The sequence below is a fragment of the Micromonospora sp. NBC_01405 genome, from assembly GCF_045040155.1.
GTDB lineage: Bacteria > Actinomycetota > Actinomycetes > Mycobacteriales > Micromonosporaceae > Micromonospora.
Map to the genome: position 1 here is coordinate 1,848,826 of NZ_CP109532.1, position 12,923 is coordinate 1,861,748.

The window sequence follows — 12,923 nt, forward strand, 5'->3', positions numbered from 1 at the left end:
GGAGCGGGAGCGTGGACGGGGCAGCTCCATAGGGGCCGAAGGACAGGTCCCCGAACAGGCGCGGGACGCAAACCCCCACACCAACCGTCACCGCAGCGACTTGAACAGCGGTATGCAGTGACACCCAACGCTTCACAAGGGCCGAAAAGGCGTCTCCGGCTCGCGCCGAAGACGCTGGTCGCCCTACGGTCAGCCGCGGGGCGAACCGGCCCCGACCGCTGCCCGGGCCGCCGTTCCCCGCAATGCCCGCCAGAGCGCCCGAACGGGTCAGGAGGCGCCGTCGGCGCGCAGCGGGAAGACGTTGCCCTGGGCGGTGTCGAGCAGCGACCCGAGCACCGCGCCGATCTTGTCGGCCGGCATCGGCTTGAAGAAGTGGTACCCCTGCGCGGCCGTGCAGCCCAGCTCCGCCAGCGCCAGCCGCTGCTCGGCGGTCTCCACTCCCTCGGCGACCACCCGCAGGCCCAGCTCGTGGGCGAGCCCGACGGTCGCCCGGACGATCGCCGCCGCCTCCGGCGAGTCCGCCATCCGGATCACGAACGACCGGTCGACCTTCAGCTCGTCCACGGCGATCCGGGTCACGAACGCCAACGACGAGAACCCGGTGCCGAAGTCGTCCACCGCGAGCTGCACGCCCATCGACCGGAGCGTGGCGAGCACCTCGTCGATGATCTCCAGCTCGCTCATCACCACGGTCTCGGTGATCTCCAGCACCAGCCGGCGCGGCGGAACCTGGTGTCGGCGCAGCGCCTCGCCGATCTCGGCCGGCAGCCGGGGGTCGAGCAGGCTGCGGGCCGACAGGTTCACCGAGATCGGCACGTCCAGGCCCGCGCGGGCCCAGTCGGCGGCCACCCCGAGCGCCTTGTCCAGCACGTACCGGGTGAAGGTACCGAGCTGCTCGCTGTTCTCCACCGGGCGAATGAAGTCGGTCGGGCCGAGCCAGCCCCGGCGGGGGTGCCGCCAGCGGATCAGCGCCTCCACCCCGGTCGGCGCGCCGGTGGCCAGGTCCACCGCCGGCTGGAGGGCCAGCACGAGCTGGTCGTCGGTGGCCAGCGCCTCCCGCAGCTCCGCGAGCAGCGCGAGCTGATCGGTGCTCGCGGCGTCCCGGGAACTGTCGTACGCGGCGACGCTGCCGCCGCCCTCCTTGGCCTGGTACATCGCGATGTCGGCCCGGCGCAGCAGCTCGGTCATGTCGGCGGTGCCCGCGTCGGCGACCACCACCCCGACGGAGACCTCGACGGACATCCGCACCCCGGCCACCTCGGTGGGGGCGGCCAGCCGCTCGGCGATCTCCCGGGCCTGGCGCAGCGCGTACGCCATCGGTGCGGTCCGGCCGCCGAGCACCGGGACGTTGGTCAGCAGCATGGCGAACTCGTCGCCGCCGAGCCGGCCCAGCAAATCGCCCGAGCGGGTCAGCGCGCCGAGCCGGTTGGCGCTCAGCCGCAGCAGCTGGTCGCCGGCGGCGTGCCCGAGGGTGTCGTTGACCTCTTTGAACTGGTCGATGTCGAGCAGCAGCAACGCCACCGGGTGGTCGTGGGCGCGCTGCCGCAGCGCCTGGTCGCCCTTGCCGAGCATGGCGGCCCGGTTGAGCAGCCCGGTGAGCGGGTCGTGCACCGCCTCGTACGACGACCGGGCGGTGACCAGCCGCAGCTCCCGGTGGGTCGCGGCGTCGTGCAGGGCGGCGGCGAGGGCGTCGGAGAACGCGGCGACGGCGTCCTGCTCGCGGGCGCTGGGCGGCGCGGTACGGGGGAAGCGGACCCGCAGCTCGCCGACCCGGGTGGCGCCGACGGTCAGCGGCCGGACCAGCTCGTGCGCGTCGGGGCCGGATCGGGCGGGCGGGCCGATCTCCCGGTCGACCACCTGGCCGCCGGTTTCGCCCCGGTAACGCCGCCACCGGCCGTCACCGCGGGCCACGTCCACGTCGACCAGCTCGGCACCGAAGAGGGTCAGCGCGCCGGTCACGGCAGCGGTGGCGACGCCCCGCTCGTCGAGCTGGTTGAGCGCGGCGGTGGCCTCGGCGAAGGCCCGCCAGCTGCGCCGCTCCTGGTCGGCGCCGAGCCGGTGCCGGTAGGTCTGCTGGAGCAGCCAGAGCACGGGCGGCAGCAGCAGCAGCCACCGGGCGTCGATCTCCAACAGCGCCACCACGCCCAGGCCGACGGCCACGTTCCCGACGAACATCAGCAGCTTGCCGCGCAGCGCGGCGAGCAACGGCGGGCCCAGCGGCACGCCGTGCCGCAGCGCCACGGTGACCCCGCCCAGCCAGGCGCTGACGAGCAGGTACGTCATCGAGCCGGCCACCAGGGCCGGCGCCAGCTCCGGCGTGGGGGCCGCCAGCAGGGGCGTGCCGAGGGCGGTGGCGACGGTGACGGCGAGGGCGGTCGCGGCGGTCAGCGAGGTCGCGATGCGGACGGTCTCCAGCGGCGGCCGGCGGTCGGCGGCCAGGGACAGCCCCGTCCAGGCCGCCCCCGCGCCGAGCAGCGTGGCGGCCGGGAGCCAGCCGGCGGGCACCAGGTAGAGGCAGACGATGAGCGCGGCCTCGCCCCAGGTGATGCTGACCATCCCGGAACCGGCGCGGAACCGCAGGCGGGCGAGCTGGGCCACGGCGAACGCCGCGACGCCGATGCCGAACCGGGCGGGCCCCGGGAGCGGGTCGTCGGCCGGCAGGCCCGTCGGAAGGGTGAGGCCGACCACCGCTGCCGCCAGGGCGGTCAGGGCAACGGCGGCCGTCAGCAGCAGGACCCGGCCCGGGGTGCCACGCAGGCCGAGCCGGTCGAGTTGACCGCCGGCCCTGCCGGAGGTCACCGATCTCTCCCGTCCGCAGGTCGTCGCACGGCACGGCGGGCAGCCGTCGCTGACCCGGTCATCGGTGCCCCCTCCCGCGCGCGGCTCGGGGACTTTTGGTCCCCCGGCGGAAGGCTAAGCCAAAGCCGGTGGCCGCAACAGGGGGCGACAGCCGGGTTCGGCGTGAATCACGCGCGGATCATACGTTTCAGCCCTGCTGGGGCTGCTTGGGAGCGTTCGGGCGTGACTCCTGCCCCACAGTCCCGTCTGTCGGATCGACGACTCCCGCTTCGACTCGGCCCGCATCGACGCCGTCCGGCCCCGGGAACTGGTCGGGCAGCCGGCGCAGCCGGGCGTTCATGTTGCGGATCAGCAGCACGGTGGCGGCGGCCAGCACCAGGATGAGGAAGAGGCCCATCGGACCGGCGAGGCCACCCGTGCGAGTGTCACCGAAGTTGTTCTCCGCGAGCACCTGGGCAGCGGTCAGCATGGCGTTCCTCCGTTGGGCGGCTGGTGACCAGGGTAACCCGCCGCCGGATCAGCGGGCATGGGCCGTCTCGCGCACCCCGGCGAAGAGGTCGGACTCGGGCAGCGGGCTGTCGACCATCGAGCGGGCGAGCTCGAAGTCCTCCGTCGGCCAGGCGCGCTGCTGGAGCTCCATCGGCACCTGGAACCAGAAGCCGTCCGGGTCGATCTGGGTGGCGTGGGCGCGCAACGCGTCGTCGCGGACCGTGAAGTACTCCGCGCACTCGACCCGGGTGGTGATCCGAGGGCCCTTGTCGGGGCGGTCGTCCCACCGCTTGAGCCACTCCTCGTACGGCGAGGGAATCCCCGCGGCGAGGATGCCCTCGTGCAGCGCCAGGATCTTGCCCTTGGAGAACCCCACGTCGTAGTAGAGCTTGAGCGGCTGCCAGGGCTCACCGAGCTCCGGGTGGCGCGCCGGGTCTCCGGCGGCCTCGAAGGCGGCGACGGTCACCTTGTGGGTCATGACGTGGTCGGGGTGCGGGTAGCCACCCTCCTCGTCGTACGTGGTGACCACGTGCGGGCGGAACTGGCGCATCAGCCGCACCAGCGGGCCGGCGGCGACCTCGACGTCCTGGAGGGCGAAACACCCCTCGGGCAGCGGCGGCAGCGGGTCGCCCTCGGGCAGCCCCGAGTCGACGAAGCCGAGCCACGCCTGCTCGACGCCGAGGACCGCGCGGGCCGCGTCCATCTCGGCGCGGCGGATCTCGCCGATGTTGGCCCAGACGTCCGGCCGGTCCATTTTCGGGTTGAGCACGCTGCCGCGCTCGCCGCCGGTGCACGTCACGACCAGGACGTCCACCCCCTCGGCCACGTACTTCGCCATGGTCGCGGCACCCTTGCTCGACTCGTCGTCGGGGTGCGCATGGACGGCCATGAGACGCAGCTGCTCTGCCACTTGCGGCGCTCCTCGTTCGTGCCCACCGGCGCTGACCTGTCGACGACACGGGCCGACCTGTCATCCTTGACTCGTCATCGCTCGACTCATCATCGGTGACTCAGCACTCGTTCGGTGAGTCAGCGCCGGGCTGGGAAGATGGACTCTGCCATTCTTGCCGATGCCGCCGACAACAACGCCAGGAGATACCCGCCGGTGACCGAGACGCACGCCACAATCACCTCCGGCGCGCCGGTGTTCCCACCGGGCCGCTACGGCCGCCGCCGCGAGCCCGCCCGCCGCCGCCCGGCGCTGGTCGCCCTGCTCGCCGTCGCCCTGGCGGCGGTGCTCGGCGTGGCCGCGTTCGGCATGTACGGCAAGTACGGCGACCCCGACTACGACGCCCAGGTGATCACTTACACCGACATCACCGACTCCCAGGTGGTGGTCGACTTCCGGGTGACCGTCCCGCCGGGCGGCTCGGCGACCTGCACACTGCGGGCCCGCTCGCACAACGGCGCCGAACTGGCCCGCGAGGAAGTGCGGGTGACCGCCCTCGCAGGCGAGTCACAGGTGACCACCCGGCACCGGCTGACCACCAGCGCCCGGCCCTTCATCGGCGAGGTGGTGCGCTGCCTACCGGCCGACTGAACTGCCGGAACGCCTCGCGCCACGCATACTGCGGGTCCCGTCGTCGGCACCCGCGGTGATCGTCGGCACCCCGACGGGCAGCGCACTGGTAGCTTTGTAGCTCACCTGTCAGCCAGTCCGCACAACCGAGGAGACCGCCTGTGTCCAACACTGACAACGAGGCGCCCGCCACCTGGCTGTCCCAGGACGCGCACGACCGCCTCCAGGGCGAGCTCGACGAGCTGATCGCCAACCGGACGGTCATCGCCGCCGAGATCAACGCCCGGCGCGAGGAGGGCGACCTGCGGGAGAACGGCGGCTACCACGCCGCCCGCGAGGAGCAGGGCAAGGCGGAGGGGCGGATCCTCTACCTGAAGGAGCTGCTGCGCACCGCCAAGGTGGGCGAGGCGCCGACCGCCGACTCGGTGTCCCCCGGCATGGTCGTCACGATCTACTTCGACGACGACACCGACGACACCGAGACGTTCCTGCTCGGATCGCGGGAAATCTCGGCGACGACCGAGCTGACCGTCTACAGCCCGGAGTCGGCGCTGGGCAAGTCGATCCTCCGCACGCGGCCCGGGCAGACCGTCACCTACACCGCCCCCAGCGGCGCGGACATCAAGGTGACCATCGTCAAGTTCGAGCCGTTCGCGGGCTGAGCCACCCCGACGATGATCCCCGGGGCCGGCAGCCCGGCCCCGGGGCCACGGTTCAGGACTCTGCGGCGAAGACCACCTGGTAGCCGCTGGCCCGCAGGGCGCTGATCAGCGTGTCGGAGTGCTCGACGCCCCGGGTCTCCACCGACAGCGCCACCTCCACCTCGCCGATCCCCAGGTGCGGGTTGGCCCGCTGGTGCTCCACGTCGACGACGTTCGCCCGGTGCTCGGCGATCTCGCTGAGCAGCGAGGCGAGCTGCCCCGGCCGGTCCGAGCAGCGGACGGTGACGCGCAGGTACCGGCCGGCCGCCGCGAGCCCGTGCTCGATCACCCGCAGCAGCAGCAGCGGGTCGATGTTACCGCCGGAGAGCACCGCCACCACCGGCGTCTCGACCTGCACCACGCCGGCCAGCAGGGCGGCAACGCCCACCGCGCCGGCCGGTTCCACCACCTGCTTGCCCCGCTCCAGCAGCATCAGCAGCGCCCGGGAGATGTCCTCCTCGGAGACGGTGACGATCTCGTCGACGAGCTCACGGACGTGACTGAAGGTGATCTCCCCCGGGCAGCCCACCGCGATGCCGTCGGCGATCGTGCTGAACGCGGGCAGGCGGACCGGCTCACCGGCGACCAGCGAGGGCGGGTACGCCGCCGCCCCGGCCGCCTGCACGCCGATCAGCCGCACGTCCGGCCGCAGCGCCTTGGCAGCGACCGCCATCCCGGAGACCAGGCCGCCCCCGCCGACCCCGGTGATGATCGTCTTCACGTCCGGACACTGTTCGAGGATCTCCAGCGCCACGGTGCCCTGCCCGGCGATCACGTCCCGGTGGTCGAACGGGTGGATGAGGACCGCCCCGGTCCGCTCGGCGAAGGCCTGCGCCGCGACCAGCGACTCGTCGACCGTGTGCCCGGCCAACTCGATCTGGGCGCCGTACCCCTTGGTGGCAGCGACCTTCGGCAGCGGCGCGTTCACCGGCATGAAGACGGTGGCGTGCGTGCCGACCAGCCCGGCGGCCAGCGCCACCCCCTGCGCGTGATTGCCGGCGCTGGCGGCCACCACGCCCCGGTCGCGCTCCGCCGCGGACAGCCGGGAGATCCGCACGTACGCCCCCCGCACCTTGTACGACCCGGCGCGCTGCACGTTCTCACACTTGAGCCAGACCGGCCCGCCGAGCGCCGCGCTCAGCGGGCGGGAGGGCTCCAGCGGGGTGGTGCGGGTGATGCCCGCGAGCAACTCCCGCGCGGCACGCACGTCGGCGAGACCGACCAGTTCCGTCATGCCCCGATCGTGCCACCCGCCGCCCCGGCGGCCGGCGGCGACACCGCGCTCCGCGCGCCCGCTACCTGCGGCGACGGGTCCGTGACGGGCGGCTCCGGGGACGCCGCGGCCCGGGAGCCGGCGGATACCGACGGCACCGCCCCGGCGGCGACGGCGGTGGCACCACATGTGGTCCGTCCGGGTGTGCGCGTCGGTCAGGAGCGCACACGCTAGACGATCAAGCGGTGGCCCGTGACCCCGTCCCAACGACCCGGGGGTAGCCGGGGGCGTGTCGGGTCCAGGGCGCCTGGAGCTCGAACTGGCCGGCGACGCCGAGCAGCAGCAGCTCCGAGCCGGGCGGGCCGACGAGCTGCACCGCAACCGGCAGCCCGTCGGGGCGGCGGCCCACCGGCACCACGATCGCGGGCAGCCCGGCGATGTTCCACGGGGCGGCGTACGGGGCGTACCGGATGCTGGCCTTCATGTTCGCGCTCCAGGACCGGCCGGACCAGCCGGTGGCCTCCGGCGGCGGGCCGGCCAGCGCCGGGGTGAGCAGCAGGTCGACCGAGTGGTCGGCGAAGAAGCCGATCGAGCGCTCGCGCCAAGCGATCCGGTCGGCCTCCCGGACGTACCCCCGGCGGTGCGCCCACTCCCCCAGCGCGACGTGCCGGCGGTTGCGCCGTTGGAGGTCGCGCCGGTCGAGGCCGGCGGCCCGCACGTCGGCGGCGGCCGCCGCGAACCAGGTGGCGATGCCCTGGAGACCGAGCCGGGTCGGGTAGACCGGGTCGGCGGGAACGGTGTCGTGGCCGGCGGCGGCGAGCAGCCGGCCGGCGGCGGCCACCGCGTCCCGGTTGGGCGCGTCCGGCGAGATGCCGCGCACCGGGGACCGCAGCGAGACGCCGACCCGCAGCCGGTGCGGCGGGACCAGCTTCTCCTGCGGCCGGCCGGCGAGCACCTGGAAGCCGACGGCCGCGTCGGCGACCGTGGAGGTCAGCATGCCGTGCTCGGTCAGGCCGAACCAGTCGTCGGCACCGAGCTGGCAGGGCACCACGCCCCGGCCGGGCTTCAGCCCGACCAAACCGCAGCAGGCCGCCGGGATGCGGATCGAGCCGAGGCCGTCGTTGCCGTGCGCCATGGGCACCAGCCCGGCGGCGACTGCGGCGGCGGCCCCGCCGGAGGAGCCACCCGGGGTGCGCCCGGAGTCCCACGGGTTGCGGGTCACCGCGCTGCCGTCGTCGGTGAGCGCCCAGAGGCCGAGCTCCGGCATCCGGGTCACCCCGAGGATCACCGCGCCCGCGCCGCGCAGCCGCCGGACCACCTCGTGGTCGGCCTCCGCCACTGCGCTGCGCACGGCGGCCGAGCCGTTCCAGGTGGGCAGGCCCGCGACCGGGGTGTTCTCCTTGACCGCGACCGGCACCCCGGCCAGCGGCAGGTTCGCCAGTTCCTCCTGCTCGTCGACCTTCTCCGCCTCGGTGATCGCCTCCCCGCCGCGCACCGTGCGGAACGCGGCGAGGTCGGCGTCGACCCGGGCGATGTGGTCAAGGTGGTCGGCCACGACCTGGGTGGCGGAGACGTCACCCCGCCGTACGCCGCGGGCGATCTGCTTCGCGGTCGCACCCACCCAGGTCGGCATGATGTCCTGCACGGCCACCCTCCCCAGCCAGCGGTCAGCCCAGCGCCTGCTCCAAGTCGGCGAGCAGGTCGTCGACCGTCTCGATGCCGACAGACAGTCGCACGAGATCGCCGGGAACTTCAAGCGGCGAGCCGGCAGCACTTGCGTGTGTCATCCGACCCGGGTGCTCGATCAGGGATTCCACCCCGCCGAGAGACTCGGCGAGCACGAACAACTTTGCCTGGTTGCAGATCTCCACGGCGTGCTCCTCGCCGCCTGCGGCGAGGAAGGAGATCATGCCGCCGAACCGGCGCATCTGCTTGGCGGCCACCTCGTGCCCGGGGTGCGACGGCAGGCCCGGGTAGATGACCTGAGCAACCTTGGCGTGCCCGTCCAGGTATGCGGCGATCCGCTCGGCGTTGTCGCAGTGCCGGTCCATCCGGACGCCCAGGGTCTTGATGCCGCGCAGGGTCAGCCAGGCGTCGAACGGGCCATTGACCGCGCCCATCGCGTTCTGGTGGAAGCGCAGTTCCTCGCCCAGCCCGCGGTCGGCCGCCACCAGCGCACCGCCGACGACGTCCGAGTGCCCGCCCACGTACTTGGTGGTGGAGTGCACCACCACGTCCGCGCCGAGCGAGATCGGCTGCTGCAGGTACGGCGACGCGAAGGTGTTGTCCACCACCAGCAGCGCCCCGGCGTCGTGGGCGACGGCGGCCAGCGCGGTGATGTCGGCGATGCCGAGCAGCGGGTTGGTCGGCGTCTCGATCCAGACGATCTTCGTGGTGCCGGGCCGGATCGCGGCCCGCACGGCATCGACGTCGGAGACCTTAGCCGGGGTGTACGCCAGCCCCCACCGCTCGGACACCTTCGCGAACAGTCGGTACGTGCCGCCGTACGCGTCGTCCGGGATCACCACGTGGTCGCCCGGCTTGCAGACGGCACGAAGCAGGGTGTCCTCGGCGGCCAGGCCGCTGGCGAAGGCGAGCCCGACGGGGCCGCCCTCCAGCGCGGCGAGGCACTCCTGGAGCGCATCCCTGGTGGGGTTGCCGGAGCGGCTGTACTCATAGCCCTGCCGGGGCGCGCCGACGGCGTCCTGGGCGTAGGTGCTGGTCTGGTAGATCGGTGGGATCACCGCGCCGGTGCGGGCCTCGGGGTCCTGTCCGGCATGGATGGCGAGCGTGTCGAAGCCGTGACTCATGCCCGAGACGTTAGTCGGTGGACGGAAGGGATCACGGTCAACGCCTCCGGTGGAGAAGGGCTCCCTTTCCCTCCGCACGACCGGCGCGGCGTCGACCGGTACCGGTGGGGCTAGCCTGGCCGGATGGGCGGGTGCGTGTTCTGCGGGATCGTGGCGGGCGACGTGCCGGCGTTCCGGGTGGCCGACGCCCCGGACGGGATCGCCTTCCTCGACACCCGGCCGGTGTTCCGGGGACACGTGCTGGTGGTGCCGCGCACCCACCTGGTCACCCTGGCCGACCTGCCGGCGGGCGCGCTGGCCGGCTACTTCGGGCTGGTCCAGCGGCTCGCCGTGGCGGTGGAGTCCGGTCTGGGGGCCGGCGGCACGTTCGTGGCCATGAACAACCGGGTGTCCCAGTCCGTGCCGCACCTGCACACCCACGTCGTGCCGAGGACGAAGGGCGACGGCCTGCGCGGCTTCTTCTGGCCCCGCACCCGTTACGCCGACGACGCCGAAGCCGAGTCCTACGCCGCCCGCATCACGGCAGCCCTCTGACGCGGTCCCTCGGCCCGCCCTACTGACAGTGCGTCGCAACGCTACGTGACGTCAACGGCTGGCGGTGGCGACACCCCGCCCTCGCTTTGCTCTGCCGCCTCATCCGCAACACCGCGCTGACCATTGCGAACACGGGGGCGGCCGCCGACCTCGCCGGAGCAGTTCGTCACCGAAGGTAACTGTTGCGGATGAGGAGGCAGAGCAAAGTGGCGAGAGGGCGCACCCTTGCCGGCAGGCATGGTGGCCGAGAGTAGCGACGCCAACGGCTGCAGCCCTCCTCGCCTCCGCTCCGATGCGGGATCTCGCCTGGGTGCGGGTGAAGTGGGTAAGGAAGGCGGGCCCGGCGGTGTTGCACGCGGGGAGAGGTACGAGAGGAGTTCCATCGTGTTCCTGCGCCATACGAAGCCCGAGCTGCCCACCCCCGACCAGGCCCTGCCGGGTCGCCTCATCGCGATGCCGATCGCGGATCGGCACGAGGTGCTGGGCACCCCGCTCAAGGGCCCCTTCCCGGCGGGCTCGCGGGTGGCCGTGTTCGCCATGGGCTGTTTCTGGGGCGCCGAGCGGCTGTTCTGGACGCTGCCGGGCGTGTTCACCACGTCCGCCGGCTACGCGGGCGGCACCACGCCGAACCCGACGTACGAGGAGGTGTGCTCGGGCCGGACCGGGCACGCCGAGGTGGTTCAGGTGGTCTACGACCCCACGGTGATCAGCTATGAGGACCTGCTCAAGGTCTTCTGGGAGAACCACGACCCGACCCAGGGCATGCGCCAGGGCAACGACGTGGGCACCCAGTACCGGTCGGCGATCTACGTCACCGGCGACGACCAGCTCGCCACCGCCCAGGCGTCCCGGGACGCGTTCGCGCCGATCGTGGCGCGTGCCGGCAAGGGCGAGATCACCACGGAGATCGACCGGCTCGGCGACTACTACTTCGCCGAGGACCATCACCAGCAGTACCTCGCCCCGACGAAGAACCCGAACGGGTACTGCAACCACGGGCCGAACGGGCTGAGCTGCCCGGTCGGCGTGGCCCGCACCGCCTGACCGGCGGCTTGACGCCGGCCGGCGGTTCCGGCCGGCGTCAGCCCGCCCGGAGGACGACGGTCCAGGTGGTCGTCGTGGTGCTGGCCGCCGCGCCCGTCGCGCTCAGGCCGCCGTACGCGCCGGTCGGCACCGAGGCCCCGGAGTCGGCGAGCAGCCCGGTGACCCGGCCGCCGCCGGTCTGCGAGCTGTTGCCGCGCGCCTGGACGCCGGGCAGGGCGGTCAGCGCCGTGGACGTGGAGTCGCCGTGCAGCCAGTACGACACGGCCCAGCCCCGCTCGGCGGTGACCGGGGTGGTCGGGGTGATCCGGACGGCGGAGCTGGCCGGGTCGGTGGCCCGGGCGTGCCCGGCGACCGGGCCGGTCGGGTCGGTCCCCCGGTACGCGGCGAGCACCAGGTTGCCCTTCGACTGCGTGCCGAGGGCGACCCGTACGGTCGACCCCGCGTCACCGTCGCCGGCGACCTTCCACCAGGCCGTGGTGGTGGCGTAGCCGCCGTCGAGGCGGTCCAGCCGGGTCCAGCCGGTCACCCCGGTCGGCTCGCCGGTGGTGGCGTGGGTGTTCTGGCTCAGGAACAGCAGCAGCGCGTCGCCCGCCTGGACACCCGGGGGCACCCCGACGGAGTGGTTCGTGACGTTCGCGTTTGCGGTGGCCTGCCCGACGTACGAGATCAGCTCCGGCAGCGGCGCGACCGTGACGTCCAGGGTGGCGGTGCCGGTGGCGCCCCGGTCGTCGGTGACGGTGAGCGTGACCGGGTAGGTGCCCGCCTCGGCGTACGTGTGGGTGGTGCTCGGAACGCTGTCCGTGTCGGCGGTCGAACCGTCGCCGAAGGCCCAGGCGTGGTCCTGGACCGCCCCGTCGGCATCGGTGGAGCCGGCCGCCGAGAACGTGCACGCCAGCCCTGCGCAGGACGGCGCGAGGTGGGCCGTGGGCGGGGTGTTGGCCGCGCCGCCGGAGCCCTTGAGGAGCCTGATCCAGTCGATGTCGCCGGCGAAGTAGTCGCAGGTGACGTCCACCCCGTCGCAGGCGCTCTTGCCGCCGACGGAGAGCTGCCAGTTGTTGGCGATCGTCCCGGTGGGGCCGGTGAGCCGGCTGGTGCGCACGCCGTCGACGTACATCTCGACGTACGTCGAGGTGCGGTTGCAGGTCACCGTGTGCCACTGCCCGTCGGCGATGGACGTGCCCGTGTAGCCGGTGCGCGTCGCGCCGTCGCCGCCGCGGAACATGCACCGGGGCTTGCCGGCGGGCGCCTCGAACTTCCAGTAGCCGCCGGCCGTGTTGCCCTGCCCCTTCTGCAGGATGTTGCCGAAGGAGCGCGTGGTGCGGTACCGGATGGTGAACGAGAAGTCCCCGGCCTCGGGGTTGAACTCGTTGCTCGCCGGCACCAGGTCGACGTGTCCCGGCACGTACTCGTGGTCGACGGGGTTGTGGTACGCGAACCGGTGGGCGGTCGCGCCCGCGTAGCGCACCCCGGTGGCCACCTCGGTCCCGACGGTCCCGTGCCGGCCGTTGCCGCTGCTGTCGGCGAGGACCGTGGCGCCCGCCGGCTCGTCCATGCTCCAGAAGGCCACCGTCCGGGTGGCGACCGCCTGCGCCGGGGACGCCCCGACCAGCACCCCGGCGGCGGCCAGCGTGGTGGCCACGGCGAGCCGGCCGACCGTCCGGACAACCCGTCGTCGCGTCGTCGCGCGCATCAGCATCGCCTCCTCGTGGCTCACCGGCGAGCGTGGCACGGGAACGAACTCGACTCCATGCCCCGTCGGGGTGGAAACCCGGCACCCGGTGCTGGTGGGGCGGGACCGATCGGCGGGTACGGGC

The 12,923-nt window shown here is 73.4% G+C and carries 11 protein-coding genes; 4 read left to right on the plus strand and 7 right to left on the minus strand.

Translation table 11 applies throughout. The annotated features are described in order from the left end of the window. Window positions 1–267 precede the first annotated feature (267 nt). From OG559_RS07070 to mca, 3 genes are all read right to left on the minus strand, one after another. On the minus strand, window positions 268–2,757 hold the full coding sequence (locus tag OG559_RS07070; RefSeq protein ID WP_405116434.1) for a putative bifunctional diguanylate cyclase/phosphodiesterase: 2,490 nt from the start codon (window positions 2,755–2,757) through the stop codon (window positions 268–270). 229 nt (window positions 2,758–2,986) lie between these two features. Further along, window positions 2,987–3,268 carry a hypothetical protein gene (locus OG559_RS07075; RefSeq protein ID WP_405113620.1) on the minus strand — a complete coding sequence of 94 codons (282 nt, stop codon included), beginning with the start codon at window positions 3,266–3,268 and terminating at the stop codon, window positions 2,987–2,989. A gap of 48 nt (window positions 3,269–3,316) precedes the next feature. Next, entirely contained in the window at window positions 3,317–4,198 is an 882-nt protein-coding gene (gene mca, locus OG559_RS07080; protein ID WP_396669430.1) for a mycothiol conjugate amidase Mca, read from the minus strand. A gap of 195 nt (window positions 4,199–4,393) precedes the next feature. Between mca and OG559_RS07085 the strand changes: the two genes are divergently transcribed. After that, window positions 4,394–4,828: a DUF4307 domain-containing protein gene (locus tag OG559_RS07085; protein ID WP_405116437.1), complete on the plus strand. Its 435-nt coding sequence runs from the start codon at window positions 4,394–4,396 to the stop codon at window positions 4,826–4,828. Between the two features lie 140 nt (window positions 4,829–4,968). Continuing rightward, the gene (gene greA / locus OG559_RS07090; RefSeq protein WP_387019972.1) at window positions 4,969–5,469 is read left to right on the plus strand and encodes a transcription elongation factor GreA; all 501 of its coding nucleotides are present in this window, start codon (window positions 4,969–4,971) and stop codon (window positions 5,467–5,469) included. A 52-nt stretch (window positions 5,470–5,521) separates the two neighbouring features. Here the strand turns inward: greA and ilvA are convergent, their stop codons facing one another. From ilvA to OG559_RS07105, 3 genes are all read right to left on the minus strand, one after another. Next, on the minus strand, window positions 5,522–6,742 hold the full coding sequence (gene ilvA, locus OG559_RS07095; RefSeq protein ID WP_405113624.1) for a threonine ammonia-lyase: 1,221 nt from the start codon (window positions 6,740–6,742) through the stop codon (window positions 5,522–5,524). Between the two features lie 217 nt (window positions 6,743–6,959). Beyond that, the gene (locus OG559_RS07100; protein WP_405113626.1) at window positions 6,960–8,372 is read right to left on the minus strand and encodes an amidase; all 1,413 of its coding nucleotides are present in this window, start codon (window positions 8,370–8,372) and stop codon (window positions 6,960–6,962) included. Between the two features lie 16 nt (window positions 8,373–8,388). Next, complete coding sequence (locus tag OG559_RS07105) at window positions 8,389–9,531, minus strand: cystathionine gamma-synthase (protein WP_405113628.1); 1,143 nt, start codon at window positions 9,529–9,531, stop codon at window positions 8,389–8,391. Between the two features lie 123 nt (window positions 9,532–9,654). On the opposite strand from OG559_RS07105, the gene OG559_RS07110 reads away from it, so the two are divergent. Further along, entirely contained in the window at window positions 9,655–10,065 is a 411-nt protein-coding gene (locus OG559_RS07110; RefSeq protein WP_405113630.1) for an HIT family protein, read from the plus strand. Window positions 10,066–10,449: 384 nt separating this feature from the next. Beyond that, window positions 10,450–11,109, plus strand: a complete 660-nt coding sequence (gene msrA, locus OG559_RS07115; protein ID WP_405113632.1) for a peptide-methionine (S)-S-oxide reductase MsrA — start codon at window positions 10,450–10,452, stop codon at window positions 11,107–11,109. Window positions 11,110–11,146: 37 nt separating this feature from the next. On the opposite strand, the gene OG559_RS07120 is transcribed toward msrA, so the two are convergent. After that, window positions 11,147–12,823 (minus strand): PKD domain-containing protein, encoded by a 1,677-nt coding sequence (locus OG559_RS07120; RefSeq protein WP_405113634.1) that lies wholly within the window; start codon window positions 12,821–12,823, stop codon window positions 11,147–11,149. Window positions 12,824–12,923: the final 100 nt, after the last annotated feature.